This window comes from Streptomyces sp. NPDC111520 (genome assembly GCF_055635295.1).
Window position 1 is genome coordinate 252,764 of sequence record NZ_JBVKBW010000010.1, and the last position, 24,569, is coordinate 277,332.

Annotated in this window: 27 protein-coding genes and 1 pseudogene; 12 read left to right on the forward strand and 16 right to left on the reverse strand. The window is 71.7% G+C overall.

Annotation, left to right across the window (positions count from 1 at the left end):
• Window positions 1-40: 40 nt before the first annotated feature.
• Window positions 41-1,015 carry a lysylphosphatidylglycerol synthase transmembrane domain-containing protein gene (locus ACZ7MY_RS24915; protein WP_499604864.1) on the reverse strand — a complete coding sequence of 325 codons (975 nt, stop codon included), beginning with the start codon at window positions 1,013-1,015 and terminating at the stop codon, window positions 41-43.
• A gap of 477 nt (window positions 1,016-1,492) precedes the next feature.
• Between ACZ7MY_RS24915 and ACZ7MY_RS24920 the strand changes: the two genes are divergently transcribed.
• Entirely contained in the window at window positions 1,493-2,428 is a 936-nt protein-coding gene (locus ACZ7MY_RS24920) for a SigB/SigF/SigG family RNA polymerase sigma factor (protein WP_499604866.1), read from the forward strand.
• 28 nt (window positions 2,429-2,456) lie between these two features.
• On the opposite strand, the pseudogene ACZ7MY_RS24925 reads toward ACZ7MY_RS24920, so the two are convergent.
• A pseudogene (locus tag ACZ7MY_RS24925) lies at window positions 2,457-2,627 on the reverse strand (ANTAR domain-containing protein); the annotation flags it as partial.
• An 83-nt stretch (window positions 2,628-2,710) separates the two neighbouring features.
• Window positions 2,711-3,262 (reverse strand): cysteine hydrolase family protein, encoded by a 552-nt coding sequence (locus ACZ7MY_RS24930; protein ID WP_499604868.1) that lies wholly within the window; start codon window positions 3,260-3,262, stop codon window positions 2,711-2,713.
• A 280-nt stretch (window positions 3,263-3,542) separates the two neighbouring features.
• Here ACZ7MY_RS24930 and ACZ7MY_RS24935 point away from each other — a divergent pair, with 280 nt between their 5' ends.
• Both ACZ7MY_RS24935 and ACZ7MY_RS24940 read left to right on the forward strand, forming a co-directional pair.
• Window positions 3,543-4,826 (forward strand): ferritin-like domain-containing protein, encoded by a 1,284-nt coding sequence (locus tag ACZ7MY_RS24935; protein WP_499604870.1) that lies wholly within the window; start codon window positions 3,543-3,545, stop codon window positions 4,824-4,826.
• 686 nt (window positions 4,827-5,512) lie between these two features.
• Complete coding sequence (locus ACZ7MY_RS24940; protein WP_499604872.1) at window positions 5,513-6,721, forward strand: hypothetical protein; 1,209 nt, start codon at window positions 5,513-5,515, stop codon at window positions 6,719-6,721.
• Between the two features lie 53 nt (window positions 6,722-6,774).
• On the opposite strand, the gene ACZ7MY_RS24945 is transcribed toward ACZ7MY_RS24940, so the two are convergent.
• On the reverse strand, window positions 6,775-7,125 hold the full coding sequence (locus tag ACZ7MY_RS24945) for a hypothetical protein (protein ID WP_499604873.1): 351 nt from the start codon (window positions 7,123-7,125) through the stop codon (window positions 6,775-6,777).
• Between the two features lie 167 nt (window positions 7,126-7,292).
• Between ACZ7MY_RS24945 and ACZ7MY_RS24950 the strand changes: the two genes are divergently transcribed.
• Both ACZ7MY_RS24950 and ACZ7MY_RS24955 read left to right on the forward strand, forming a co-directional pair.
• Complete coding sequence (locus ACZ7MY_RS24950; RefSeq protein WP_499604875.1) at window positions 7,293-7,697, forward strand: VOC family protein; 405 nt, start codon at window positions 7,293-7,295, stop codon at window positions 7,695-7,697.
• A 116-nt stretch (window positions 7,698-7,813) separates the two neighbouring features.
• A complete protein-coding gene (locus ACZ7MY_RS24955; RefSeq protein ID WP_499604877.1) occupies window positions 7,814-8,923 on the forward strand; it encodes a hypothetical protein in 1,110 nt (369 codons plus the stop codon).
• A 97-nt stretch (window positions 8,924-9,020) separates the two neighbouring features.
• Here the strand turns inward: ACZ7MY_RS24955 and ACZ7MY_RS24960 are convergent, their stop codons facing one another.
• Entirely contained in the window at window positions 9,021-9,452 is a 432-nt protein-coding gene (locus ACZ7MY_RS24960; protein ID WP_499605044.1) for a hypothetical protein, read from the reverse strand.
• Between the two features lie 539 nt (window positions 9,453-9,991).
• Here ACZ7MY_RS24960 and ACZ7MY_RS24965 point away from each other — a divergent pair.
• The 3 genes from ACZ7MY_RS24965 (at window position 9,992) to fmdA (ending at window position 12,373) form a co-directional block, all read left to right on the forward strand.
• Entirely contained in the window at window positions 9,992-10,282 is a 291-nt protein-coding gene (locus tag ACZ7MY_RS24965; RefSeq protein ID WP_499604878.1) for an FmdB family zinc ribbon protein, read from the forward strand.
• A gap of 137 nt (window positions 10,283-10,419) precedes the next feature.
• Complete coding sequence (locus tag ACZ7MY_RS24970) at window positions 10,420-11,049, forward strand: AmiS/UreI family transporter (RefSeq protein WP_499604880.1); 630 nt, start codon at window positions 10,420-10,422, stop codon at window positions 11,047-11,049.
• Between the two features lie 76 nt (window positions 11,050-11,125).
• Window positions 11,126-12,373, forward strand: a complete 1,248-nt coding sequence (fmdA, locus tag ACZ7MY_RS24975) for a formamidase (protein WP_499604882.1) — start codon at window positions 11,126-11,128, stop codon at window positions 12,371-12,373.
• A gap of 89 nt (window positions 12,374-12,462) precedes the next feature.
• Here fmdA and ACZ7MY_RS24980 read toward each other — a convergent pair whose 3' ends face one another.
• The 4 genes from ACZ7MY_RS24980 to ACZ7MY_RS24995 all read right to left on the reverse strand — a co-directional run bounded on the left by ACZ7MY_RS24980 (window position 12,463) and on the right by ACZ7MY_RS24995 (window position 14,970).
• On the reverse strand, window positions 12,463-13,155 hold the full coding sequence (locus tag ACZ7MY_RS24980; RefSeq protein ID WP_499604884.1) for a hypothetical protein: 693 nt from the start codon (window positions 13,153-13,155) through the stop codon (window positions 12,463-12,465).
• A gap of 103 nt (window positions 13,156-13,258) precedes the next feature.
• Window positions 13,259-13,834 (reverse strand): hypothetical protein, encoded by a 576-nt coding sequence (locus ACZ7MY_RS24985; protein ID WP_499604886.1) that lies wholly within the window; start codon window positions 13,832-13,834, stop codon window positions 13,259-13,261.
• Window positions 13,827-14,378 (reverse strand): SigE family RNA polymerase sigma factor, encoded by a 552-nt coding sequence (locus tag ACZ7MY_RS24990; RefSeq protein ID WP_499604888.1) that lies wholly within the window; start codon window positions 14,376-14,378, stop codon window positions 13,827-13,829. The genes ACZ7MY_RS24985 and ACZ7MY_RS24990 overlap by 8 nt, the downstream gene beginning before the upstream one ends.
• Window positions 14,379-14,472: 94 nt before the next feature.
• Complete coding sequence (locus tag ACZ7MY_RS24995) at window positions 14,473-14,970, reverse strand: MarR family winged helix-turn-helix transcriptional regulator (RefSeq protein WP_499605046.1); 498 nt, start codon at window positions 14,968-14,970, stop codon at window positions 14,473-14,475.
• Between the two features lie 204 nt (window positions 14,971-15,174).
• Here ACZ7MY_RS24995 and ACZ7MY_RS25000 point away from each other — a divergent pair, with 204 nt between their 5' ends.
• Window positions 15,175-16,023, forward strand: coding sequence for an alpha/beta fold hydrolase (locus ACZ7MY_RS25000; protein WP_499604890.1), 849 nt, complete (start codon window positions 15,175-15,177; stop codon window positions 16,021-16,023).
• Between the two features lie 160 nt (window positions 16,024-16,183).
• Here ACZ7MY_RS25000 and ACZ7MY_RS25005 read toward each other — a convergent pair whose 3' ends face one another.
• The gene (locus ACZ7MY_RS25005) at window positions 16,184-17,356 is read right to left on the reverse strand and encodes a serine/threonine-protein kinase (protein ID WP_499604892.1); all 1,173 of its coding nucleotides are present in this window, start codon (window positions 17,354-17,356) and stop codon (window positions 16,184-16,186) included.
• Window positions 17,357-17,597: 241 nt separating this feature from the next.
• Between ACZ7MY_RS25005 and ACZ7MY_RS25010 the strand changes: the two genes are divergently transcribed.
• Both ACZ7MY_RS25010 and ACZ7MY_RS25015 read left to right on the forward strand, forming a co-directional pair.
• On the forward strand, window positions 17,598-18,368 hold the full coding sequence (locus ACZ7MY_RS25010; RefSeq protein WP_499604893.1) for a hypothetical protein: 771 nt from the start codon (window positions 17,598-17,600) through the stop codon (window positions 18,366-18,368).
• The gene (locus tag ACZ7MY_RS25015; protein ID WP_499604895.1) at window positions 18,365-18,739 is read left to right on the forward strand and encodes a winged helix-turn-helix domain-containing protein; all 375 of its coding nucleotides are present in this window, start codon (window positions 18,365-18,367) and stop codon (window positions 18,737-18,739) included. Before ACZ7MY_RS25010 ends, ACZ7MY_RS25015 begins: the two co-directional genes overlap by 4 nt.
• A 51-nt stretch (window positions 18,740-18,790) precedes the next feature.
• Here ACZ7MY_RS25015 and ACZ7MY_RS25020 read toward each other — a convergent pair whose 3' ends face one another.
• The 6 genes from ACZ7MY_RS25020 to ACZ7MY_RS25045 form a co-directional block, all read right to left on the reverse strand.
• Complete coding sequence (locus ACZ7MY_RS25020) at window positions 18,791-19,297, reverse strand: hypothetical protein (protein WP_499604896.1); 507 nt, start codon at window positions 19,295-19,297, stop codon at window positions 18,791-18,793.
• A gap of 222 nt (window positions 19,298-19,519) precedes the next feature.
• Window positions 19,520-19,819, reverse strand: a complete 300-nt coding sequence (locus tag ACZ7MY_RS25025; protein ID WP_499604897.1) for a hypothetical protein — start codon at window positions 19,817-19,819, stop codon at window positions 19,520-19,522.
• Window positions 19,820-20,127: 308 nt separating this feature from the next.
• Window positions 20,128-20,388: a DUF7683 domain-containing protein gene (locus tag ACZ7MY_RS25030; protein WP_499604899.1), complete on the reverse strand. Its 261-nt coding sequence runs from the start codon at window positions 20,386-20,388 to the stop codon at window positions 20,128-20,130.
• Window positions 20,389-21,217: 829 nt separating this feature from the next.
• Window positions 21,218-21,784 (reverse strand): hypothetical protein, encoded by a 567-nt coding sequence (locus ACZ7MY_RS25035; RefSeq protein WP_499604901.1) that lies wholly within the window; start codon window positions 21,782-21,784, stop codon window positions 21,218-21,220.
• Window positions 21,785-22,420: 636 nt separating this feature from the next.
• Window positions 22,421-22,738: a hypothetical protein gene (locus ACZ7MY_RS25040; RefSeq protein ID WP_499604903.1), complete on the reverse strand. Its 318-nt coding sequence runs from the start codon at window positions 22,736-22,738 to the stop codon at window positions 22,421-22,423.
• A 606-nt stretch (window positions 22,739-23,344) separates the two neighbouring features.
• Window positions 23,345-23,593: a hypothetical protein gene (locus ACZ7MY_RS25045; protein WP_499604904.1), complete on the reverse strand. Its 249-nt coding sequence runs from the start codon at window positions 23,591-23,593 to the stop codon at window positions 23,345-23,347.
• Between the two features lie 272 nt (window positions 23,594-23,865).
• On the opposite strand from ACZ7MY_RS25045, the gene ACZ7MY_RS25050 reads away from it, so the two are divergent.
• The gene (locus ACZ7MY_RS25050) at window positions 23,866-24,231 is read left to right on the forward strand and encodes a hypothetical protein (protein WP_499604906.1); all 366 of its coding nucleotides are present in this window, start codon (window positions 23,866-23,868) and stop codon (window positions 24,229-24,231) included.
• Window positions 24,232-24,569: the final 338 nt, after the last annotated feature.

Sequence of the window (24,569 nt, forward strand, 5' to 3'; positions counted from 1 at the left end):
CGGGCCGCCACCACGGGGTTTTCGCCGGCGAGGGCGCGGGTCAGACGACCTTGCGGCGCACCAGCGCGCCCAGCACCAGGGCGCCGGGGACGAGGGGCAGCCAGACCGTCACGATGCGGTAGCCGAGGACCGCCGAGGTGGCCGCCGCGAGGGAGGCGCCGGTGGCGACGAGGGCCACCACGAGCGCCGCGTCGACCGAGCCGACACCGCCGGGGGTCGGCAGCGCCGCCGCCGCGACGCTGGCCACCAGGTAGGCGACGGCGACGTGGGTGAAGGGCACCGGGACACCCAGGGCCATGGTGACGGCGACGAGGCCGGCGGCCTGCAGGGCGGGGAAGGCGAGCGAGCCGCCCCACAGCGCGAGGGCCCGCGACGGCCGGGCGTGCAGCGTGCGCGCGTCGGTGAACGCCGTCGCCAGGAACGTACGGACCACCTGCCGCAGCCGGGGCATCGCGACCAGCACGACCGTCACGACCACGCACACCCCGGCCGCCACCCCCGCCGTGGGGCCGACCGGTACGGAGATGCCGTCGGGCAGCAGCCCGTCGAGCCGCAGCGCGTGCGGGAACACGGCGAGCAGCACCACCAGCAGGGTCCCCCGGCCCACGCACTCGGCCAGGAAGTACAGCGCGATGGCCGCCGCCGACCGGGCGGGCGGCAGCCCGCACGCCCGCATGAAGCGCAGGTTGACCGCGCTCGCCCCGATGCCCGCGGGCAGCAGGTGGTTCGCGGCGCCCGCGGCGAACTGCGTGGCCAGCAGCCGTCCCGCCGGGAGCCGTTCCAGGACCGTGCCCTGCCGCATGAAGGACACGGCGACCCAGGCCAGCCCGGTCGCCGCCACGGCGGCCAGCAGCCAGCCCCGGTTGGCGTCGAGCAACCCGCGGCCCCCGTCGGCGATCAGGTGCCAGTGCCGGGCCACCCACCACCCGACGAGCACGATCGGGGCCAGGCACGCGATCCGGCGCAGCGTGGCGCCGCTCAGGAGACGTGGAGTCGTCGTGGTGGTGATGCCCATGGTCGGTCGCCCCCGCGCGTCGTGCGCCTGTCCGCAGGTGTTGTCGCCCCTTCATGCCCTGTCCGCGCGACCTGCGGGTGTCCTGCGGCTGACGTCCGGCACGTCCCCGGATGGCGGAACGGCGTCGGTCCGGTGCGGGCCGTCCCGGGCGGGGCACCGTACGCGGCCCGGCCGCCGTTCGCGCCCCGCCGCGCCGGCGGGCCGTGTACGGGCGCCGGACCGCGGGCACGGACGGACGGCGGTGCCCGCCTGAGGGGGCCGGCCACCGGGCCGCGGCTCTCTGACGGAAGCTCAGCGCCGATGCCCGGAGGGAGGTTTGGACGGCGCGCGCCGGGGCACGCGATCCCCGTGCTTCGGAACGGAGGCACGCACGCGCGGGGCGTCCCGGCAGGGCGCCCGAGCGCGGGCGTGCCCTTCCGCACGGCACGCCCCTGCGCGGCGCGGCTCCCGTCCCCGGCAGGAAGGCACAGGTCCGCCATGGCCGCCCGAGAGCCCCGTACCAGGAATCCGCATCCGCCCCCGGGCGCCCGTCCGCGTCCGCACGACGACGCCCCGGACACCGCCGAGGTCCTGCGGCGGATCGCCGCCCTCCCCGACGGCGCGGAGAAGGACGCCCTGCGCGAGCAGGTCGTCGTCGCCTGGATCCCCATGTCGGAACGGCTCGCGCGCCGCTTCCGGCACCGCGGCGAGTCCACCGAGGACCTCGCACAGGTCGCCGCGCTCGGCCTGGTGAAGGCCGTGCTGCGCTACGACCCCGCCCGCGGCAGCGCCTTCGAGAGCTTCGCCGTCCCCACCATCGTCGGCGAGGTGAAACGCCACTTCCGCGACCACCTGTGGGGCGTCCACGTCCCCCGCAGGGTCCAGGAACTGCGCAGCAGGGTCCGCGCCGTCCGCCACGAACTCGCCGGGACGAAGGGCGGCACCCCCACCGTCGCCGAGATCGCCGCGCACGCCCGGATGAGCGAGGAGGACGTGGCCACCGCCATGGAGGCCCTCGACAGCTTCGCCCCCGCCTCCCTCGACTCCGCCACCCCCGGCGCGGAGGGTCGCGCCTTCCTCGATACCCTGGGGTCCGAGGACCCCTGCCTGGACTTCGTCGTGGACCGCGTGGCCGTCGCACCGCGGCTACGGGAACTCCCCCCGCGCGAGCGGCAGATCCTCTACCTGCGGTTCTTCCGCGACATGACGCAGACCCAGATAGCCGACCGGCTCGGCCTGTCCCAGATGCACGTCTCCCGGCTGATCAGCCGCACCTGCCGGCGCCTCCGCGAGGAGGTCGAGGCGTCCGAGGTGGCCGAGGCTGCTGGACGGGCCGGGGACGCCGGGCCCGCAGGAGCGCGCGGTGGACGTCCGCCGGCAGGGGCCGGCCGCCCGCGCTCGCCACGAGCGCGGCCGCGACCTCACGGAGCTTGACGTTGCCGTACTGGGAGGCCCGCACGAGGACCGCCCAGGCCACGTCGCCGGGGCAGGGCGTCGCCGCCATCACCATGCCGACGGCCTGGTCGATGACCGACCGGCTGCCCAGCGCGCGGCGCAACTGCTCGTTCTCCGCGCGGAGCCGTCCCACCTCGCTCGCCGCGTCGTCCTCGGGGCCGGCCGGCAGGGGAACCATCGTCAGCACCTCCTGACGTTTCGAATGCCCCGAATGCCCGTTCCCATACGGGTGCGGGAGGTGCAGGGCCGCCGGGCCGGGGCTCAGCGCAGCGCGATCCGGGCGGAGGGCGCGACGAGGGTGCCCATGTTGCGCTCCATCATCCGCAGCGCGGCGTCCGCCAGGTCGCGGTGGATGTGCGCCACCGCGTCCTGCGCGACGACGGTGGTCACGTGACGGATGTGCGCGTCCAGCGCCGAGTAGAGCACGCACTGCTCGGTGACCTGCCCGCACAGCACCAGGCGGTCCACCCCCAACTGCCCCAGCAGGTACTCCAGCGGCGTCTGGAAGAAGACCGAGTGCCGGGCCTTCACGACGAACAGCGAGTCCGCGTCGGGACGCACCGGCTCCACCAGGCCGGCGTGCGGGCCGTCGAGCGCGATGCGGAGGATCTCGTCGTGGTGGGAGCGCCAGCGGCCGAAGTTGTCGTTGACGTAGATGACGTCCACGTTCTCCTCCCGGGCCCGGGAGATCAGCCGGCGCACCCCGGGCAGCGCCTCGCGCACCGAGGGGAGCAGCAGCTCCGCGTCCTCGTGCTCGTAGGTGTTGATCATGTCGATGACCACGAGCGCGGTGGCGCCGCCGGTGTCGGGCATGTCGGGACGTCCTCGGGTGGGGGAGGGGCCGCCGGGCAGCATACGCCCGCGCCCGGGGCGCACCGCGGAGCCCGCGCCGGGCGCGGAGCCGAGGTCAGGCGGGCGGCGGGGGCCGCCCGCGGACGGCGTCCGGGGCCCGTTGGGCCGCACGGGCGGCACGGTACGGCGCGCGCGGCGTCGCGGCCCGGGGGGCCGGGACCCGGCTGGTAGCTTCGCCAGCCTCGCGGGTCCGCCCAGTGCCGTGTCCCGCGCGCCATTCTTCTCGGGGACGGAGACGTGGGTGACGGAACCGGTGGACGACCAGGACAACGGGCGCGGGGGCGACGAGGTCCCGCCGGCCGCCCTCGACCGCCGGGGCTTCGTCAAGTCGGCCGCGGCGGCCGCCGTCAGCCCCGCCGTCCTCGGCACCGCCGCCCACGCGGCCCCGCTCGCGGCGACGTTGCCGGTGGCGGTCCAGACCGCCGCCGCGGCGGTACCGGCGGTCGCCCCCGCGGTCGCCGCGGCCGCCGCCCACGGCATGGTCGCCCGGCTGCTCGCCGTCCCCGCGGCCTCCCGCCGTACCGACTGGCTGCACCAGGCCCTGCAGGTGGCCGTGGAGCTGGAACTCGCCACCATCCCGCCCTACCTGTGCGCGTGGTGGTCGGTACGGGACCGCTCCGACACCGTCGCCCGCCTGATCCGCGGCATCGTCACCGACGAGATGTTCCACATGGGCCTGGCCTGCAACATGCTGGTCGCCGTCGGCGGCCGGCCGCGGATCGCCGGCGTCACCCCGGACTACCCCTGCCGCCTGCCCGGCGGCGTGCGCAGCGAGCTGACGGTCTCCCTCTCCGGGCTGACCCGCGCGTACGTACGGGACGTCCTCATGGCCATCGAGACCCCGGAGTCCACGCTCCCCGAGCCGTCCGCCGGGCCGCCGACCATCGGCGACTTCTACAACGGCGTCGTCACCGCCTTCCTCGACCACCGCCCCGAGCTCAGCGTCCGCGGCCAGATCGGCCAGCGCATCGGCCCCGACGAACTGCGGCCGATGCGGACCCTGGACGACGTCGTCGCCGCCGTGGAGATCATCAAGGAGCAGGGCGAGGGCAGCTCGGACTCCCCGGAGGCACCGACCGGCGAGGCCGTCGGGGGCCACCGCGACCTGGCCCACTACTTCGCCTTCGCGGAGATCTACCACGGCCGGGCCCTGGAGGAGACCGACGGCCTGTGGGAGTTCAGCGGCCCGCCCATCCCGTTCCCGGACGTCCACCCCATGGGCGTGGTCCCCCGGGGCGGCTGGCCCCACCCGCCCCGCGAGGCCGCGACCCTGCTGCGCCGCTTCGACTCCGCGTACGGGGACCTGCTGCGCGGCCTGGAGTCCGCCTGGCAGTCGGCCGACCACGGCGCGCTCAACCGCGCGATCCGGACGATGGAGGAACTGGAGGAGCCCGCCCTCGCCCTCATGGGGATCCCGCTCGGCGACGGGCGCCACACGTACGGCCCCCAGTTCCGCCCGCCCGCCCCGGGAGCCGACCGCCCGCCCGCCCCCGCGACGACCGGCTCCCCCGGCGGCCGCGCGTAGCGGACCCTCACCGATGCGGCCGGTTCCGCACCCACCTCGACGCCCCGGCAGCCGATTGCATCGCAGTGCGCGCCGCGCGTCCGCGGGTGCCGGACGTGGGGACCGCGTCGCACCGGTCGCCGGGGGAGTCGGGGGCGCCGGCTCCCGCGACGGGCATGCCGCCTCGGCCGCGCGGGGGCGGCCGACCACCTTGGTGCGGGCCCTCGCCGATGCGGACCCGGGCCTGGTCGGGTTCGCCCACCGCGAGGCCCCTGCCCGGTGCCTGATCGCATCGCGTTGCGTGGGCCGTGTCCGCCCGTCCGTGTGCCAGGAGGGGCGGCGCGGGTGCCGGACGCGGGGATCGCGTCGCACCGGTCGCCGGGGGAGTCGGGGGCGCCGGCTCCCGCGACGGGCATGCCGCCTCGGCCGCGGGGCGGCGGCCGTCCACCCTCGTGCGGGCCCTCGCCGATGCGGGACCCGACCGGCCCGGGTTCCGCGTGCACCTCGACGTCCGCCCCAGGGGAGCGCCGCGCCGTCCGCACCTTCTCGGCGCCAGGCGTGGGATTTTTTGCGACGCGCGGGTGAGCCCGGCCTGTCATATGCCGGACGCGCAGTCCCGCGGGGCACCCATACGAGGCCGCGGCGCCACTGGGCGCCGCCCTGTCGCGGCCGTACCGGGCCGCCCGTTCGAGGGAGTCCCCCGCCTCATGATCCGCCCGATAGCGCTTGCCGCCGCCGCCGTCCTGGCGGCGGGCGCCTCCGTGATATCCGCAGCACCCGGTTCCTCCGCCCCCCGCGTCGAACAGGTCCGGGCCGCCGACCTCGGGCCGGGTGGGCCCTGGTTCCGGCTCCAGGACCAGCCCGGCAACGGCGACCGCACCCCCGGGATCCAGGAGGTCTCGCCCTTCGCGGACCCCGTCCGCTTCAACGGCAGCCTGCACCTCGCCATCACCGGCGACCAGCAGTCCCAGGCCGCGCACCCCTTCCCCGCGCGGGTCCCGCTCGCCACGATCGCGGCCTCGGAGCTGTCGTACGACTCCTTCGTCACCACCGGCAGCGTCACCGGCACCGCCGCCAACCTCCAGCTCCCCATGATCTGCGCGGGCAGCTTCACCACGCTCAGCTTCCAGCCCCAGCTCGCCACCGACAGCCAGGGCCGCCAGGGCGTCGTCCAGGGCGTCTGGCAGCACTTCGTCAACGGCCCCGCCTCGCTGTGGCGGACCTCGCGGCAGGCCGGGACGATCCCCGCCCAGGCCGACCGCACCCTCGCCGAGTACATCGCCGCCTGCACCGCGGCCGGCGACGGCGTCGACGGGGTCATCGCCAACGCGGGCCGGCTGGGCCAGCCCAACGCGGGGCTCACGCTCGACACGTACGTCGACAACCTGACCGTCAACGGCACCACGTACGACTTCCTCGTCGACGGCCGTACCAGCGCCCGCATCACCCTCGGCAACAGCACGCCGGGGCGGCCCTGCCACGCGGCCTCCGGGCAGATCGTCTTCACCGACCCGGCCGACGGTCCCGCGTACCGTTCCGTGGGCATCCGGCTGATCCTCGCCCGTACCCGCGGCGTCGACCCGGGCGACCTGACCGTCACCGTGGGCGGCGTCCCGGTCGTCCTGACCCCGGGGCCGGGCGGCACCCTCGTCGGCACCTACGCCCCGTCGCCCGCCGTCGACCTCGGTCCCGGCGGCACCTTCAGCGTCCCGATCACGGTGGCCTTCAACGACGGGCCCTACACCGTCGACGGCGCGGACACCGCCGAGACGGCGGGCGGCCCGGGCGGTCAGGGCGGCCCGGGCGGTCAGGGTCACCGGGGCGGCACGCTGACGCTCACGGCCCAACTGCTCGCCCTCGGCTACGAACCCCTGCAGTTCACCGGGGTCGCGGCCGTCACCACGCTCCGCGTCTGACGCCCCCGGCCGGGACCCGGGCCCCGCGGGCCCGGGTCCCGGCCGCGGCACCCCTACGCGGCCCGGAACTCGTGGACGACCTCGATCCGGCCCACGATGTGCCGGTTGAACTCCGGCAGTTCCTCCGCCGGCACCCACAGTTCGAGGATCGTCCGGCCGCCCACCTGGCGCACCGGGTAGCGGGCGGCGAACCCGGCCTCGACCTCGAAGCGCGTCACGTAACCGGCGCCGGAGGCGGGGACGTTCCAGTCGCGGGCGATGCGTACCGCGTAGTCCTCGTCGAGCACCGGGTAGAAGATCGGCTGCTCGGGCAGCCGCGGCGGCCACTCCCGCCACCCCGACGCCTCGACCAGGGCGAGTTCCTCCGGCCCGGTGGGGCGCCAGAGCGTCACGGTGTCCGTCATCGTCGTCCTCCTCGGCCGGTCCGGTCGTCCACCGTAGGGGCCGCCGGCGGCCCCGGCCCACCGGATTACGGCCGGGCATAGGATCGAAGGCACGGCATCGCGTGCCGGTCACCGGCCGGGTGAGGCATGGAGGTGCCCGTGAGAATGCCTTACGGAGGCATCCCACCGTGTCAGTCGAGTTGAACCACACCATCGTGCACGCCCCGGACAACCGGGAATCCGCCGACTTCCTTGCGCACATCCTCGGTCTGCGGGCCGGCGAGGAATGGGGCCCGTTCGTCCCGCTCCAGCTGAGCAACGGCGTCACCCTCGACTTCGCCACCGTCCCGGCGGAGACGATCGTCATGCAGCACTACGCCTTCCTGGTCCCCGAGACCGCCTTCGACGGCATCCTGAGCAGGATCCAGGAGGCCGGACTCACCTACTGGGCCGATCCGCACGGCAAGCGGCCTGGGGAGATCAACCACAACGACGGCGGCCGCGGCGTCTACTTCACGGACCCGGCGGGCCACGGCATGGAAGTCATCACCCGCCCCTACGGCAGCGGCGGCACCACCACCGGCGAGAGCTGAGCCGGCCGCGGGGAGGGTCCACAAGGGCCCTTCCCGCCCCCGATCTTGATGGATCGTCAGGTACGCCCGTACCCTGCCGACAGCGCGTCTCGCGCCCGTCGAGGGGAGTGGTCGTCATGGCCGAGGACCCGTCCGGTACACCGTCCGACGACGAGATGCTCCAAGCCCTGGCGCGACACCTCTCCGCGGCCGGCGGCGCGGTCCGGCTCGAAGCCTCCGCCAGGGCGGACCTCTCCTGGCACTCCGTGCTCGACTGCCGCATCCGCCGCACCACCGAGACCCGCAAGGAGACCGCCAGGACGGAGAAGGGCCGCAAGGACCTCTCCGCGCTCGCCACCTACACCCACCTCGCCGGCCACCGGCCCGGGCCGCCCGCCGAGCACGGCTCCCTGCGCCGGATCGAGCTGGTGCGCGAGGGGTCCGTACGCCACAACACCTGCGAGTGCGGCAACGGCGCATGGGTCTGCAAGCGGTGCGAGGGCCGCGGCCGGCTCCCCTGCGACCCGACGACGGCCTGCCCCGACTGCCGCGGACTGGAGTCCTGCGCCGAGTGCGACGGCACCGGCAGGCCGCGGCCGCGTACGAAGGACCGCGACCAGGGACGCGCCGCGCAGGCGACCGCGTCCCGCACCGTGCCCCGGCGTGTCCGCTGCGCCAAGTGCCGTCGTCCCGACGCCGCGTGCCCCACCTGCGCCGGGCGGGCCCGCACGAAGTGCCCGCAGTGCTCGGGGTCGGGCCTGGTCGACTGCCCGACGTGCAAGGGGGACGGCACCGTCGCGCACGAGGCGTGCGGGGGGAGCGGGGTCGTCACCACCTGGGTGGGCGGCGTCATCGAGCAGCGCAGCCACGAGGAGTTGGTGCGCCGGCCCCGCAGACGGCCGCCGTTCCCGGTCCGCCGGCGTACCGCCCGCCTGGGCCGGTGGCGCAAGGCCGTGCTGACCGGCGATGACCCGCTGCCCGGCGATCTCGACGCCGCGCACGCCGAGGCGCTCGCCCCGCACCTCGCCGTCCGCGCCGGAGAGGCCCACCGCCGGATCGTGCTGCGCCACTTGCCCCTCGCGCGCATCACCGTCCCCACCGACCCCGACCGCGTCCACTACGCGTTCCCGGGCGCCGACGGCATCGAGGTGCTGACGCTGCCCTCCCGTCGCCGGGTCGCGTACGGACTCGTGATCGCGGCGGCGGTCCTGGTGGTGGCCGTGCTGCTGCTCGTCCTGCTGGTGTAGCCGGCCGCCCGGGGTGCAGGGGGTACGACGAGGGCCCCGGCCTCGTCGGAGGCCGGGGCCCTCGTGCCGCCCGGGAGCGGCCGCGGTGCGCGGTGGATCAGGCGGGCACGGGCTCGCCGCCGATCTGGCAGGCCTGGCAGGGCGGCCGGCCGCAGGTGCACTGGGTGATCGCCTCGAGCACGCCGCGGTCGTGGTAAAGGCACTCGTCGCGGCAGGTGTGGCGGGGGATGAACCCGGCCTCGATCTCGCCGGGCCAGGGCTCGTGGCCGTCACGGCAACGGGCGAAGCGCTCCGGGTCGGTCGCGTGCAGCTCGTGCATCGCGGACCGGGCCTCGTCCTCCAGCTCCCGTATGCGGGTCACCAGGGCCTTGAGCTCGGTGGCGAGGCCCTGGTAGCGCTCGGCACCGGTCCGCACGTGTGCGGCCCGCAGGGCCATGGCTGCGTTGCCCAGGAACCTGCCGGCGTCCTGGAGGTCGGTGACGTGGTGCATCTGAAGGCCGTTCACGCCACGGACCCACACGGCGTCCATGCTCACTTCTCCACCTCTCCGGCGTTCGCCTTGTTCCGTGCGAAGCGTTGTGTGCCGTCCGATGAGCGGGGCTCCATTGCCACTGCATTCACGGAAAAGGCCGATGCATATGAACGCTAAAGCCGCGAGTGGTGTCCGTCCAGGAAAAGAGCAGTGAACCGCCTCACAGCGGTCATACCGCCCGCATCGCCCCCGGCCCGTCGCGCACCCCCGTCCCACCCCCGTCCCACCCCCTCGTTCCGGCGTCCGCGGGGCGGGAGGACGGGCCTGCAGACGTCCCGGGTCCCGGAATGCGGTCGCGCCCGCGATGCGGTATATCCGCGCTCCGGACCCGGGCGACAAGGCGGGGCAAATGGAAATGCAATGTTTCCCGGAGCACCGGAAAGGGAACTCCCGAACTGCCTTCCGGGGCACTCCGGGTGCCTTCGGCCGACCTTGACAACCACCTTGCGGAGGCGTCTCCTTGATATAGGGATTGTTCCCCCGGCGTGCGCTCAACGGGGTGTGCCGCAGACGTCGAGGTTGACCCGGGTGCGCCGATGACCGGAGGCGACTTCATGGCGACCTACGAATACCTTTGCAACGACTGCGGGCCTTTCGACGTCAGGCTGACGATCGGTTCCGCGCCCGCGACGCACGACTGCCCCGCCTGCGCGGGCGAGTCCCGGCGGGTGTTCTCCTCGCCCTCCCTGGCCGTCACGCCGCACGGGCTCGCCGTCTCCCGGGAACGGGAGGAGAAGTCCCGTGAGATGCCGGAGGTCGTGTCCGCCCCGCCGCCGCGCGAGCGGCCGCGGCCCCATCCGGCGCTGGCCCGGCTGCCCAAGCCCTAGCGCGAGGGCGGTGATCGGCGAGTCGTAGCTGCTCAGGGGGGTAGAAGCCGGAGCACGGACCCCGCTCCCGCCGATGCGGGACGAGGTGGCGTACCGGCGGCAATCCGTCCCCACGCGGACTTAGGAGGTGCGTCCCCGTGGCCAACGTGGGACTGCTCTTCGTCGGTGCGGTGCTGTTCATGAACGGCCTGCTGCTGCTGCAGAAGGTCGACCCCAAGTCGGCGGCGGTGTTCAACCTCTTCGTGGGTGCACTGCAGGTGCTGACCCCGACGTACCTCATCTTCACGGCCAACGGTGACCAGGACAAGATCCTGGCGGCGTCCGGGCTCTACCTCTTCGGATTCACCTACCTCTACGTGGGTATCGTCCTCCTCGCGGAAATCGACAACATCTGCGTCGGCTGGTACTCCCTGTTCGTGGCGATTGTCGCCCTCGGGTACTCGTTCGTGAATTTCCATCTCTTCAAGGACTACCCGTTCGGTGTCATCTGGCTGTACTGGGCGTTCCTTTGGGCTTTGTTCTTCCTGGTGCTCGGTCTCGGGAAAACGGAGTTGAGCACCTACGTCGGCTGGGTGACGGCGATCGAGGGCTGGGTCACCGGTGTGATCCCCGCGGCGCTGCTGCTGTCCGGCTACTGGAAGCACACCACCGAGATCGCCATCGCCCTGGGTGCCTTCGGTGTGGTCGTGTTCGCGGCGTTGTGGCCGCTCACCAGGAAATCGCGGGAACAGGCCCGGGCCGCCGCGTCGTCCGGATCGCCGGGTTAGGCGCGGGTCCGGCCGGCCCCGGCGCCCCCGAGGCACGGGACCACCGTCCTGACCGGATCAGAAAAGAGAGGCTGTCATGCCCGAAGTAGTTTTCAGCGTGGACCAGACCAAGTCGATGCGCGATCAGGACACCCCAGGACACAACAGGTGGCACCCTGACATTCCCGTCGTCGCCATGGTGAAGCCCGGAGCCGAGTTCCGGATGGAGTGCCGGGACTGGACCGACTGCCAGATCGGCAACAACGACTCCGCCGACGACGTCCGCGACATCGACCTCACCATCCCCCACATGCTCAGCGGACCGATCGGCGTGGAGGGCGCGGAGCCCGGCGACCTGCTGGTCGTCGACATCCTCGACCTCGGCCCCGTCCCACAGCAGAGCGGGGACGCCGCGGGCCAGGGCTGGGGCTACACCGGCATTTTCGCCAAGGCCAACGGCGGAGGCTTCCTGACCGACTACTTCCCCGACGCCTACAAGGCGGTGTGGGACTTCCACGGCCAGCAGGCGGTCTCCCGCCACCTGCCCGGGATCCGCTTCACCGGCATCACCCACCCGGGACTCTTCGGGACCGCCCCCTCCGCCGAGCTGCTGGGCCGGTGGAACGCCCGTGAGAAGGCGCTCATCGACACCGACCCCGACCGCGTCCCACCGCTGGCCGTCCCCCCGGACTCCGCCAACGCGCTGGCCGGCACGGCCACCGGCGACCTCGCCGCGCGCATCGCGGCCGAGGGCGCCCGCACGGTGCCGGCCCGTGAGAACGGCGGCAACCACGACATCAAGAACTTCACGCGCGGCTCGCGGGTCTTCTACCCGGTGCTCGTGAAGGACGCCAAGCTCTCCGGCGGCGACCTGCACTTCAGCCAGGGCGACGGGGAGATCACCTTCTGCGGCGCCATCGAGATGGGCGGCTTCATCGACTTCCACGTCGACCTGATCAAGGGCGGCATGGAGAAGTACGGCATCTCGACCAACCCGGTGTTCATGCCCGGCAACGTGGAGCCGCGTTACTCGGACTTCCTCACCTTCATCGGGATCTCCGTCGACCACGACACGGACACCAACTACTACCTCGACGCCACGCTCGCCTACCGCCGCGCGTGCCTCAACGCCGTCGAGTACTTCAAGAAGTTCGGCTACAGCGGCGAGCAGGCGTACCTGCTGCTCGGGTCCTCCCCGATAGAGGGGCGCATCAGCGGCATCGTCGACATCCCCAACGCGTGCTGCTCCCTGTACGTGCCGACCGCCATGTTCGACTTCGACGTGCGGCCGTCGTCCGCCGGACCGACGCGGGCGGACCGCGGCCAGGCCGCGCTGACCTCCTGACCCTCCCGGTCGCCCGGCGCACCCGGGTCCCGGCCCGTCCCCGGGCCGGGACCCGTCCGCGCCCGTCCGCGCCTGTCCCGCCGCGGCGGTCAGGCGCGGTAGATCGACTGGAGCCTGACCACTTCGCCGTCGCGGTCGAAGCTGACGTCGTAGCCCAGCCAGTCCCGCTCGTCGGCGGGCTGGGCCCACCACCGGCGGATGAACTGGTCCTGGGAGTAGGCGTGGGGAATGGCCACGTCACCCAGCGGGACCGACAGCAGGACCCGGCCCGCGGTAGCCATGCGCACCGTCGTGTAAGGGCCCTTGCCGGGGATCAGCTGCCACCCCTCGATCGGTCCGGTGAGGACTTCCCTGCGTGCGGCGCGCACGGAGAGGTACGTGTGCCCGCCCTCGATCCAGGCCCTCTCGACCTGCACGAACTGCTTGCTGCCCGCCCAGCGCGCGGGCGCCTGCGGTGACGGGGTGCCCGTGGGGCCGTCCGCCGGGCGCTCCGCCACGCCGTCCGTCCCGCCGTCCGCCGCCGGGGCCCCGGTGGAGCGGGCGGGGGAGGGCGTTCCGGAGTCCTCGGCCCGGGGCGTCGCCGGGGGCGAGGCGGGGGCCGAACTCGGCGCCGGGACGGGCGAGGCGGCGGCGTCGGTGCGTCCGGTCGGCCCGCCGTCCGTCCCCTCCCCCGAACAGGCGCCGAGGGCGAGCGTGGTGAGGGTGGTGAGGGCGAGGGCGGCGAGCCGGGCGGTGGCGGCGCGGCGGCGCGCGGAGGGCGAGGCGAACACGGTGGGTCCCATCGGGTCGGGGTCGGGTACGGGCGGCGTGCACAGGCTCTACGCACCGGCCCGCCCCGCGGGTTACACCGGGAATGTCATGGACCGGTAACAACCTTCCGCCGCGCTAACCGGCCTCCCGCAGGGACGCCACGCGTCCCTCCGCGTCGTAGTCGATCTCGAACGTCCACCGCGGCCCGCCCGCGAGCCGGCCGACCAGCTGGCCCAGTTCGCGGTCGGCGGGGCGGCCGTCCGACAGGCGCAGCGTCTCGACCGGCGTGGTGCGCGGCAGCGTCAGCGTGTGCACGACCCCGGTGGGCACCGGCGGCCCGTCCCCGGTCGCCCGCAGCTGCCGCACGGTGACCCGCACCATGTCGCCCTGGACCACCGCCTCGTGGACCAGGCCCAGTTCGCCGGCGTACTCCTCGCCCGGCGCGGGGGTCGGGCGGACGAAGGACGAGGGCGGCGGCGAGGGCGAGACCGCCGCCGGCCCGGGCCCCCCGGTGGTCCCGGCCAGCGCGATGCCGCCGCCCAGCAGCGCGCAGGCGAGCACCGCCACGGCGCACGCCCGCACCGTACGGGCGCGGCGGCGGCGCCGTTCGCCACGGGCCCGCACCTGCTCCGCGGCCACCGGTACGGTCCGTCCCCGGCCGGATTCCGCGAGTTGGGCGAGGAGCCTGCCCAGTTCGGTGCCGTCAGCCACGCCTGCCCTCCGGAAGTCGTTCCGCCCCGGGGTCCGCCTCCGTGTGCGCCAGCAGCCGCGCGAGCGTCGCCCGCCCACGGCTGAGGTGCACTTTCACGGTGCCGACCGGGGAGCCGGTCTCGGCCGCCACCTGGTCCACCGGCAGATCGCACAGGTGGTGCAGGACCACGGCCCGCCGCTGCGCCTCCGGGAGCTGCCGCAACGCCTCGACGAGCACCACGTGGTGCGGCTCCGGCGGCGGCACGGCCGGGGGCGGTCCCTGCCGGCGGGCCAGCGTCAGCGCCGTGCGCACGCGTCGCCACCGGCTGACGGCCAGGCGCCACGCCACGGTGCGCACCCAGGCCTCGGGCGCACCGTCCAGGTCGAGTTCGGCCCGGTGCTCCCAAGCCCGGGCGAACGCCTCCTGCACCACGTCCTGGGACTCCGCGAGGTCGCCGGTCATCGCGTACAGCTGACCGACGAGGCGACCGACGCTCGCGGCGTAGAACGCGTCGAACTCGGCCTCCCCCACCACACGCCCCGCGGGCTCCTCGGGCAGTCGCATTCCTCATCCCCCGCCGGACGCGTGCGCCCGGCACACACGTGGTCAACGCCGCGGGACCATTCTGTGGCCCGGGGCGACCACGTCAAGCGGCCGGTCAGGCCGTCGTCGCGGCGCCCGCGGTGTGCCGGTCCACGTTGGCCGTGAGCCGGCGCAGCAGGTCCTGAGCGGTCGCGATCTCCTCGCGGGTCAGCCCCACGGCTTCGCCGATCGCCGGCGGGACATTGCGGATCCGCTCCCGCAGCGCGGTCCCCTCCGGGGTCAGCGCCACCTCCACGACCCGCTCGTCGTCCGCCCGGCGCTGCCGCTTGAGCAGGCCGTGCGCCTCCAGGCGCTTGATCAGCGGCGTGAGGGTCCCGTAGTCGAGGTGCAGCGCGGCCACCAGCTCCTTGACGGTCACGGTGCGGTGCTCCCAGAGCACGACCATGACCAGGTACTGGGGGTAGGTCAGGCCGACCGCGTCCAGCAGGGGGCGGTAGACGCCGGTGACGGCGCGCGAGGCGGCGTACAGCGTGAAGCAGAAGTGGTTGTCCAGCAGGAGCGAGGGCTCCGCCAGGTCGTCGTTCCCGGGTGCGCGGGTGTCGTCGTTCACGATTCCCTCCCCCTCCGTCGGTCGGTTGGTCGGTCGGTCTTCCGGCCCACATTGTCGCACCTTCCCCGTGAGCTATGGGCTCGTACCCGATTAACTTGCACACAACTTAAATGGACGCTAGGTTTCTCGTCATCGGCCGGAGCGGACGCCCCGGGACCGACCACCTGTCCGGCGCGCCTGCCGGGCGCCGTACGCCAAGGAGCCACCGTGAACCTCAAGTCCGTCCTCCGCCCCACCCGCAAGAGCGCCGCCGTCCTGGGCGCCGCCGCAGGTGTCGCGGCGCTCACGCTGACGGCCACGGCACCGGCCAACGCCGCCAAGGCCGCGCACCACCCGCAGGAGAAGAAGCCCACGGTCGTCCTGGTGCACGGCGCCTTCGCGGACTCGTCCAGCTGGAACGGCGTGGTGACCCGCCTGAAGCACGCGGGCTACCCCGTCGTGGCCCCGGCCAACCCGCTGCGCGGCCTGGCGAGCGACGCGGCGTACGTCCACAGCTTCCTGGAGAGCGTCAAGGGCCCGGTCGTGCTGGTCGGCCACTCCTACGGCGGCTCGGTGATCAGCGAGGCCGCCGCGGACTCCCCCAACGTCAAGGCGCTCGTCTACATAGCCGCTTTCGCCCCGGACAAGGGCGAGACCGTCACGCAGATCTCCGACAAGTTCCCCGGCGGCACCCTCGGCGAGACCCTCAACCCCGTGCCCTTCCCGCTCCCCGGCGGCGGCACCGGCACCGACCTCTACATCAAGGCCGACAAGTTCCGCGCCCAGTTCGCGGCCGACGTGCCGAAGACCGTCGCCGAGCAGATGGCCGCCACCCAGCGCCCCGTGGCCGCCTCGGTCTTCGACGAGAAGGCCGCCGGCGCCGCCTGGCGGACCATCCCGTCCTGGGACCTCGTCACCACCCAGGACAAGAACATCACCCTCGCCGCCCAGCGCTTCATGGCCGAGCGGGCGCACGCCCACACCGTGGAGATCAAGGCCTCCCACGCCGTCTCGGTCTCCCGCCCCGACGCGGTCACCCGCATCATCGAGCAGGCCGCCCGCTCCACCGTCCGCTGACCCTCCCCGCACGCCCCTTGCCCCGGCCCCCACGGGCCGGGGCGCGCGGGTGCGCCCCCCGCCCGGTGCGGGATGATCGCGCACACGACCGGACCACGCACCGAAGCGCTCGAGGCCCACGGGATCCCGAGGCCCCTCTGATCGGTGGCCGGCCCGGTTCCTACGTGTCGAAGTGCCAGTCGAGCACGTCTTCGAGCTGTTCGAGCCACGCGTCGACATCGGCCTTGCGGTGGGCGCTGACCTCACAGGTGTAGGTGCCGTCGCGCAGGTAGACCTTCACCACGAGTTGCCTGCCGCGTCGGTGTGCCCCGTACTCGACGGCGGTGATCTCGGACCAGGCGAACTCGGCCGTGGTGTGGTCGAGCTGGAACGCGATCCCGTCGCCGTCCGCGGCGATGCTCGCCGCCCGGTCGGCGGCGACCATCGACGGCGCGTCGTCCTCCGGACCGGAGGGGTCCGGGACGGGGGGCCGCCCCGGCCTCTCCGGCGGCCGCGGCGCGGAGACCGTTGCCGCGTAGGCCGTGGGGACACGGTCCGCCGAGGGCACGGCGGGCGGTGCCGGGGGAACGGTCAGGAGGTCCAGGAACGCGGAGGGCGTCGGGCGCGCCGAGGGGGACTTGGCCAGGCACGAGGTCACGGCCTCGCGCAGGTCCGGTGGGATCACGGCGACGTCCGGGGGTTCGTGGACCGCGCGGTACATCAAGGACATCGGCGTTCCCTCGCCCCACGCGCTCCCGCCCGCCGCGGCGACCAGGACCACACCGAGCGCGAACATGTCGGCGGCGCCCGTGACGTCCTCGCCCAGCGCCTGTTCGGGAGCGAGGTACCCGGGGGTGCCGAAGGCCGCTCCCGTAGCGGTCAGCCGGGTGGACTCCACGGCGCGGGCGATGCCGAAGTCCAGCACGCGGGGGCCGTCCTCGGCCATGACGATGTTCCCGGGCTTGAGGTCCCGGTGGACAAGACCGCAGGAATGGATGGCCTCGAGCGCCTCCGCGAGCGCGGCACCCAGGCTCCGCAGGCTCGGCTCGTCCAACGGGCCCCCGGTGGCGAGGAGTTCCGCGAGCGTGGGTCCGGGCACGTACGCGGTCGCCAGCCAGGGCGTCGCGCAGTCGGGGTCGGCGTCCACGACCGGGGCCGTGTGGAATCCGCCCACCGTACGGGCCGCCGCCACCTCCGCACGGAACCGCTCACGGAAGGCGGGGTCGGAGGCCAGCTCCGGCCTGGCGACCTTCACCGCCACCGCACGGCCACCGCGGGACCGCGCCAGGTAGACCGTGCCCATGCCGCCCTCGCCGAGCTTCTTCTCGACGGTGTACGTGCCTATGCGATCCACGCGGACAGTATGTCCGACAAGCGCTTGCAAGATCAGGGCCCAACCCGAAGGTGGCGAACCGGCCACAACTGCTCTTGACTGCAAGGTACTTTGTATCGCAAAGTTCGAGTGGCCGACCGACCGGCGGCCCGCTTGCGAGTGCTCCCGAAGCGCTCACGAAGTGCGACCACAGGGGGACACCATGGGGACGCCATCACCGAGCAGCGCGGGATCCGAACCGAGGGCGCGTGCGGTCGGCCTGTTGGCGGCGACGGAAGACCTGCGGGTCAGGACCCGCGCGCAGATGAACGGCTCGCGGGTCGCCCTGCTCGGCTTCGGCCTGCTTGCCCTGGCGGCTGCCCCAATCGCCCGGTACGCCTTCAACTTCGGAGCCCACGGCCGCTACATCGGGTCGTATCCCGCCTTTGCCTACGCCGAGCTGAGTGGCCTGTGCGTCGTCCATCAACCAGGGGCCCCTTGTCTGAAGGGGGAGTTCGACGGGGCCGTCCTGCGCTCCACGGCCTGGGGCGTGTGGTTCTCGCTGCTCCCCCTGGCCTGGTTCGTCTTCGCGCGCTGGTACCGCCTGCGTGGTGAGGACCGCGGCGTCGTCCCCCGCCGCGGTGTGTGGATCCGCACGACCGCCGTGGCCACCGCAGCGATCACGACGGCCCTGATGGCCCTGTTGTTCGCCAGGAACCAACCGTGGGAGGCCGAGCTGCTGGAGAACAACTACGCCTCCCCGTGGTACCTCGTCGGCATCGGACTCCTGGCCCTCGGAATCGCCGAACGCAGTTGGTTCGCCGTAGCCGCCGGCATCTCTCACGCCCTGCTGCTCACCGGCTACCTCGGGGCCTCCTGGGGCAGCGGATGGCTCCCCTGGCAGCACCCCGTACACCCCGACTGGACCGACGGACCGCAGGCCAAAGCGCTCCTGCTCGCCGCCCTCCTGCTCCTCGCCGGCCTGGCCGAGTGGGCTGTGGCCCGTCGTCGAGCGACGCCCTACGCCACTGGTGCCGGTACGGTCGCACCATGAGTGTCGAGGACTCGACCGCTGGGTCGGATGAGCCGGAAGGCGTCCATCCGACCCAGTCGCTGGACGACACCGTCCACCAGCGTGTGCGCCTCGGCGTCCTCACCATCGCCCGAGAGGCCGATCGAGTCGAGTTCGGCTTCCTGAAGAAGCAGCTTGCCGTCACCGACGGAAACCTTTCCCGGCACCTGAAGGTGCTGGAGGACTCAGGCCTGATCACCGTGGAGAAGGGCTACGCCGGTCGGCGCCCCCGAACCTGGATCGCTCTCACCCGCCAAGGCGCGCAGGCGCTGGACGCAGAACTTCGCGCCCTGCGTGCACTCGTCCTCCGCCTGGAATCCCCTCGCCCCACGCCCGACCCACCCGGGACGTGATCAGGCCGACCTTCCGGCGCGCAGCGGGGCGCGAGCGACGCCGGGGGTGCCTCAGCGCAGTGAGTGACGCCGGTAGCAGGAATCCGGCGCCCCGAAGGTGATCTCGTTCTCATCGAGCCCGTTGGCGATGGTCAGTTGACCGTGGGGGAATCGGAAGCTGACAGCGACGCTGCCTTGGGCCATGTCCCTCCCGGCCCATTCGAGGAGCTCCACGTCCTCAAGGACCTGGCCCTGGAGGGCGTGGCATTCGGGGCGCACGTCATGGCGCCATTGGAGATCGAAGTCCGCCCACAGGACCGGCTGGTGGGGATCGACCGTGTTCCATGTGAGGGAGAGGTCGTCGAACTTGTGGTGGTTGATCTCGACCTGTTCGCCGGCGAAGTCGAGCAGCACAGGGCAGTCGGGGAACCACTCGTCGTCTTGAACGTCCCAGACCAGCCAGACATGGGTCAGCCGCCGGCCGACCAGCGCACGTAGTTGCCGACCGTGGCCTGCCATGACCGCGGAGCGGCCGCTGAGCCATTGAGGCCGGTAGCCCTCGATCCCGAAGTTGAACACGCCGGATCCTCTCAGAACCAGGCCTGCAGGCCACCCTGCCGGACTCCGGGGCGGTCCGGTACGCGGGTGCGGCCACCGGCGACGGCACCACCGGCAACGGCGGCCGGGTACTGACCCGGGTGCGAGGTGTGGTGATGGCGTCGACAGCGCACTCGTTGATGAACGACGCTGGACGCTGGCGAGTCGGACGGGAACTGAGACGCCTCGGCATCGTGAGGGTGCCTACCGTGCGACGAGGTTGAAGATCCCGATGATCGCGAAAGTTGCTCCGACGGCCACCAGCCCCCACCCGACGAGCTTGGCGATGATGCGGTTGAACTTGCGTGTGCCAGCGGTTGGTGCAGGCCACCCATAGGCGTCGTGGAAATCCTGCTGCGATTGGTTGCTGTATGACAGCAAGAAGTCGGTATGCCTGACGGCGATCAAGCCGAAGACCGTTGCCCCCAAGCCCAAGATCATCATGGTGATGGCTTCGCTGTGCGGTGACATGGATTCCCCCGCAATTGCTGTGAGCGCGTTCACGGCGGCTCCTGATGTGGAGTTGGGTTCGATCGGCGGACCGCATGTGTCAGCGAGTACGAGGCCACTTGAAGCGGCGATGTTTCATGCTGCCGTCGGTTCACCCCGCAGCCTCACAGAGGCAGGACGAGGCATCCAGCCCTCGTGAGCATCGCCTTACAAGTTCGGGCCCGGCTCCATGCGGCTGAGAGAAGGCGCCAACGCCGGCGGCCTCTGGTCGGTACGAGGCCGCCCTGCTTCGTGGTGATCCATCCACGTTGATGTCAACCGGTGATGTCGATCGGCTTGGTACTCGGCCGACAACACACCGGTTATGAGGCGGCGTAAGCGCTGGTCAGGTAGCCAAGGTTGGCGTCTGGCTCGCCGCAACTCAGGATCCTGTCCACCGCCGACCAGCTGTCGGCGGGTACGGGGTAGCAAAAGATCATCCATGGATCGTCTGGATCGGGCCCGATCACTGCGCGAAGCTGCATGACCTGCTCGCGGGTGATGGGGGATTCGCTGACGAGAGAGCCGTCGATCTTGCTGTAACCCTCCAAGGCCCAGACGACACTGGGTTCTTCGGCAGACACATCCCCGATCGTAAGCGCTGGCCTACGAGAGGCATCGGATCCCCTCTCACCGGCCCCACGGGGCTGCCCGAACCGTCACATCGGCACGTGTCCACGACCCTGATCGACCGCATTTCACCGCCCGATCGGGCACGCATCAGGCACAGGTCGAGCCCGGCTATCCGGACAACCAACCCTGTGCCCATGCGACGGCTGCGCTCCTCAGTTCATCCGTGAGCTCACCCGCCGCCGCACCCTCCCACTGGCCGGCTGGTGCGCCCAACAGCCTCGACACGACGATGAGCAGTCCCTCCGGGCCGATGCCCTCGAACTCGGCCCTCCAGCGGTCGAGCAGTACGTCTGTGACCCGCACGTCGTAGTGAGGCCGGCCAGCCACGCGATCATGGGCTGGGACCTTGCGGCTCGGCCCGGACGGGCTCGCGGTGCATGGACGTGACCGGACCCGTGCTGAAGAACGTGGCCCGCCAGGTCGGCGACGCGCTGTGGAGCCCGCCGGAGACCAGCTGAGACCACGAACGTCGAAGGGCCCCACCGCGACCGGTGGGGCCCTTCGACAACGTGCCCGGTGAGGCACTGGCGGAGGATACGAGATTCGAACTCGTGAGGGGTTGCCCCCAACACGCTTTCCAAGTCTGTTGGTGCGCCTTAGGAGCCTGTTCACGACAGTCGATATGCCTCCGGCCCAATTCAGCGGAGTGGTTCAGAGCTACTGAGACACACAGGCGAATGGGTCTGGACGCCGATGAATGAGACGGAAACTGAGACGGACTTCCCTAGCCAAGGGTTGTCCCGCGGGGCCACCTGGAGCACGCGGCGTGCCGCAGTGGCGTCAGCAGTGGATGCGGAGACGTATGACCAGGATGTCCGGTGCCAGGCTGTCGACGTAGGCATTGGCGAAGGAGAGGTACTCGTTGCCGTACCCGGGCCGTGAGGGAATCGACCCATCGGTCCATACGCCGTCGAGAGTGAGCAGGTGTTCGGTGGGGACCGCCCACTTGGCTTGGAGCCGGTAGACAGCAGGAAGGTCGAATTCGATCGAGGCGGCGGCGAAGTCGTCTCGCTCCTTCCAGAGGCGTTCGGTTTCCGCTGCGGCATGGGCACGCATGGCCTCGAAGTCGAGCAGGCCGCGGGGGCCGCCGTCACACAGGGACGGCACCCAGTTGCGTACTTCGCCGCGCGAGGTGAGCGGCTCCCTGAGCAGGCGTGGATCGTGCTCGTGTCCGGGGACCACGGTGAACTCCTTGCCCGGCCCTCCGAGGTGCCAGTGGTCCCACTCGCCCTGGTAGGGCTCGATGTCGCTGTTCCTGTCGTAAGGCGCAACGGCAGCCGCTATGGCGCCTGGCACATCAGAGCCGGCAGAGGGTGGTAGGCAGACGGTGACACGTTCACCCGACATGGTTTCCCCGATCGTTGGCGTGACGGACAGTGATGTTGCAATGAGCTGAGGCCGTACTTCGCGGGAAGCGGATTACCCTGGGGGCTCTGGGCTTGGGAATCACCGGGCTTGGCGGGCGGGAAAGTGGTTCTGATCGGGGGAAACGGGGGGCACGCGTAGCCGTGCCGCAGCACGTAGCGGACTCTGACTGACCGCAGCTATCCGCTCGATCGGGCACGCAGCGGGCACGGCCGTCAGACGAGCCGCTAACGCCTGCACCACGGAGCGAGGTCGGCAGCTGGGTACTCCTCCCGGCCGCCGGCCCGTTGCACCAGAAGACGCCCCCCATCCATGGAGACCCGATCTCCTGGCAAGAGAAACAGAGGACGTTCGAGGCGGAAGATCCAATCCGGATCGAACCTCACCTCGTTGAGTAGCAGCATCCTGGGTGCCGCCGTTGGACTGCCGAAGACTCGCATCGCTGCATGGTGCACCGCGCCAGGATCCGCGATCACCTCTTTAGGAGCGAGGTGGGGCGATCACGGTCTGACCTGGAGGTTCCCAGCCTTGGATGGAGTCAGCGGCGCTTCCCCCTGCGTACCGCGATTCCCCCTGATTCCCCGCCCCTTCCGGCACGAGAGTGGCACGGGCATACGACTATCGCGGGTTGCTGACCAGGTGATCCGTCTTGACGTCGAACTCGTCCGTCCCGTCAACGGCGGTGACACCGTGGGGATCAGTAGAAATCTTGACCACACCGCCGGCCGTCAGATCGGCAACGGGGTCAAGCACCCTGCAGTCCACCGTGATCTCCACCGGATAGGTCGTGTCAGGCCCAAGCTCCGGACCACCGAAGATCGGACATTTGTCTATGATCGTCCACGCGCGATCATGAGCGTCGATCAGTGCGACCTCGACCCACCCCGGAAAGTCGTCATCGACCAATCGCGTCGCCATGCAACGCAGCGAGATCACGATGCCCCCTCGGCTTCGTCTACGGATGCTCTTGTCATTTCTTCTGGAAGTGGTGCGAAGCCCTACCCACCTGGGACCTCGTGAGTGATCAACGCTGTGACCTGAGGCTGTGCCGTCAACGGTTGTCAGCGTTGTGCGCCCTCGGACGGCCCAGAGACGGCCCGGGGCGACCGACTTCGTTATTCGCTGGCAGCCGCTGAGCGCGCACGGGCCTGCTTTCTTGATCGCCGGTAGCGGTGCCACCGTGGGGACAACTCGCCCACAACCAGCGCGAACAGGGCGAAGACTCCAGATGCCATCCAACCTGCTGGTTCGTCGGTCACCTTCCGCATCAACCAGAACAGCAATGTGGTGATGACCCATGCAGCGAGCCAAAAACCACCACGTCTTACCCAGGGAGCCTTCACGACCGAAACCATACGTCTTGCGGCACGCTGTGGCGCAGGTGGTCAAGCTACGGCCGGAGCACCAGTTTGGAAGACTGAGGCTGTGGACCGGGCCCCGCCTGGGCAGACGCTCAACTGCAGAAATGCTGTGCTCTCACCGCTGTTCCCCGTGGTTCCCCGTACGGCCCCGCCCGACGTGGCACGCGTCCGTCGACGCGAACTACTGGCGCGACGGTTTCCGCCGGCCAAGCGCGTAGGCAGCGCAGACTGCGGTCACCGTCGTGACGATCCGGATGACCGTGTCCGTCTGGGAGAGCGCCAAGATCGTGAGTACGGCGACGTAGGCCTTCTTCCACCACACGCTGTTCTGCCAGTGGGCCCGCTTGCCGGACATCACCAAGGGAGCGATAACCAGGATGAGGCCGACCCCAACGCACAGCCCGAGGGCGTACCAGTCTGCGGCCTGCATGTCTTGTCCTCGGCTTCTGATGACCTACGTGCTCGGTCTGGACACTACCGCCGCGGCCCGCGTGTACTGATCTCGGAGGTCGCGCACAGTTCTTCTGGAAGTGATTTGGTGCCGCCCCGACCTGCGCTTCCTTCGATGGTCCATCTTCTGACCTGCGGGTTGTCGGTCGACCGCTGTCGCCGTTTGTCACTGTTGGCCACCCGTTGACGGCCCGGCAACGGCCCGAGAGCTTGCGATGGTGAGGCGTCTTCTGCAACTGGGACAATCCCGAGGTGAGCTATCCCGCAACAGACGAGCTGTCGTCAGCAGAGCGCGCATTCATGATCAATGCGACGGAGATTGACATCCTGCCGGGCGTCCGGGGAGATCTGGATGAACCGTTGGCATCCGCCGGTCCCACCGAGCTTGCGGCAATCCTTCTGCCGCTGATCGACAAGGGGTGGATTGAAGTCTCCCGCTACATCCCCTGGACCGCGGTTGACGGCACACCGGGAGTTCAGCCTGGACCATCCATCCCTCGGCACGACCTTCCTGCCTTGCTGGCCGATGCTGACAACTGGGAGTACCCGGACGACTTCGAGTGGCTGGGTCGCCTCACGCTCGTCCTTACCGAGGCCGGGCAGGAGATTCCCCGGTGACCTCCGCTCGCCCGGCGTCAAGGTTGGCGTAGCGGCTTTGCACGGGAGCTGCCATGGGGCGAGAGATCGGGGCCCGTACGCTGGCCGCGAATCGGGCTGGCTCCTTGCCTGCCCGCAATAGCCCGATGCGGGCCCCGATCTTCGAGGCTCGCCCCATGGTGGCTGTGTAAAGCCGTGGAGCCGACCGCCCCAGCCACAGCGGGTTTCCCCTCGGCAACCCTTCGCCGTTTGGCGGGCGGCCGGCGGCCGGGCCGGAGCGGGGCGAAGACTGGAGCGTCGGGCCGAGGCGCCGGGCCGCGCGCCGCCGCGCTCTGCGCGGCGGGAGCGTCTTGATGAGG

Excerpts from the sequence above, each read along its gene's own strand:
- ACZ7MY_RS24915 (WP_499604864.1), bottom strand. The coding sequence starts at position 1,015 with ATGGGCATCACCACCACGACGACTCCACGTCTCCTGAGCGGCGCCACG.
- ACZ7MY_RS24920 (WP_499604866.1), top strand. The coding sequence starts at position 1,493 with ATGGCCGCCCGAGAGCCCCGTACCAGGAATCCGCATCCGCCCCCGGGC.
- ACZ7MY_RS24930 (WP_499604868.1), bottom strand. The coding sequence starts at position 3,262 with ATGCCCGACACCGGCGGCGCCACCGCGCTCGTGGTCATCGACATGATC.
- ACZ7MY_RS24940 (WP_499604872.1), top strand. The coding sequence starts at position 5,513 with ATGATCCGCCCGATAGCGCTTGCCGCCGCCGCCGTCCTGGCGGCGGGC.
- ACZ7MY_RS24945 (WP_499604873.1), bottom strand. The coding sequence starts at position 7,125 with ATGACGGACACCGTGACGCTCTGGCGCCCCACCGGGCCGGAGGAACTC.
- ACZ7MY_RS24955 (WP_499604877.1), top strand. The coding sequence starts at position 7,814 with ATGGCCGAGGACCCGTCCGGTACACCGTCCGACGACGAGATGCTCCAA.
- ACZ7MY_RS24960 (WP_499605044.1), bottom strand. The coding sequence starts at position 9,452 with ATGGACGCCGTGTGGGTCCGTGGCGTGAACGGCCTTCAGATGCACCAC.
- ACZ7MY_RS24965 (WP_499604878.1), top strand. The coding sequence starts at position 9,992 with ATGACCGGAGGCGACTTCATGGCGACCTACGAATACCTTTGCAACGAC.
- fmdA (WP_499604882.1), top strand. The coding sequence starts at position 11,126 with ATGCCCGAAGTAGTTTTCAGCGTGGACCAGACCAAGTCGATGCGCGAT.
- ACZ7MY_RS24980 (WP_499604884.1), bottom strand. The coding sequence starts at position 13,155 with ATGGGACCCACCGTGTTCGCCTCGCCCTCCGCGCGCCGCCGCGCCGCC.
- ACZ7MY_RS24990 (WP_499604888.1), bottom strand. The coding sequence starts at position 14,378 with ATGCGACTGCCCGAGGAGCCCGCGGGGCGTGTGGTGGGGGAGGCCGAG.
- ACZ7MY_RS25015 (WP_499604895.1), top strand. The coding sequence starts at position 18,365 with ATGAGTGTCGAGGACTCGACCGCTGGGTCGGATGAGCCGGAAGGCGTC.
- ACZ7MY_RS25035 (WP_499604901.1), bottom strand. The coding sequence starts at position 21,784 with ATGTCGGGTGAACGTGTCACCGTCTGCCTACCACCCTCTGCCGGCTCT.
- ACZ7MY_RS25045 (WP_499604904.1), bottom strand. The coding sequence starts at position 23,593 with ATGCAGGCCGCAGACTGGTACGCCCTCGGGCTGTGCGTTGGGGTCGGC.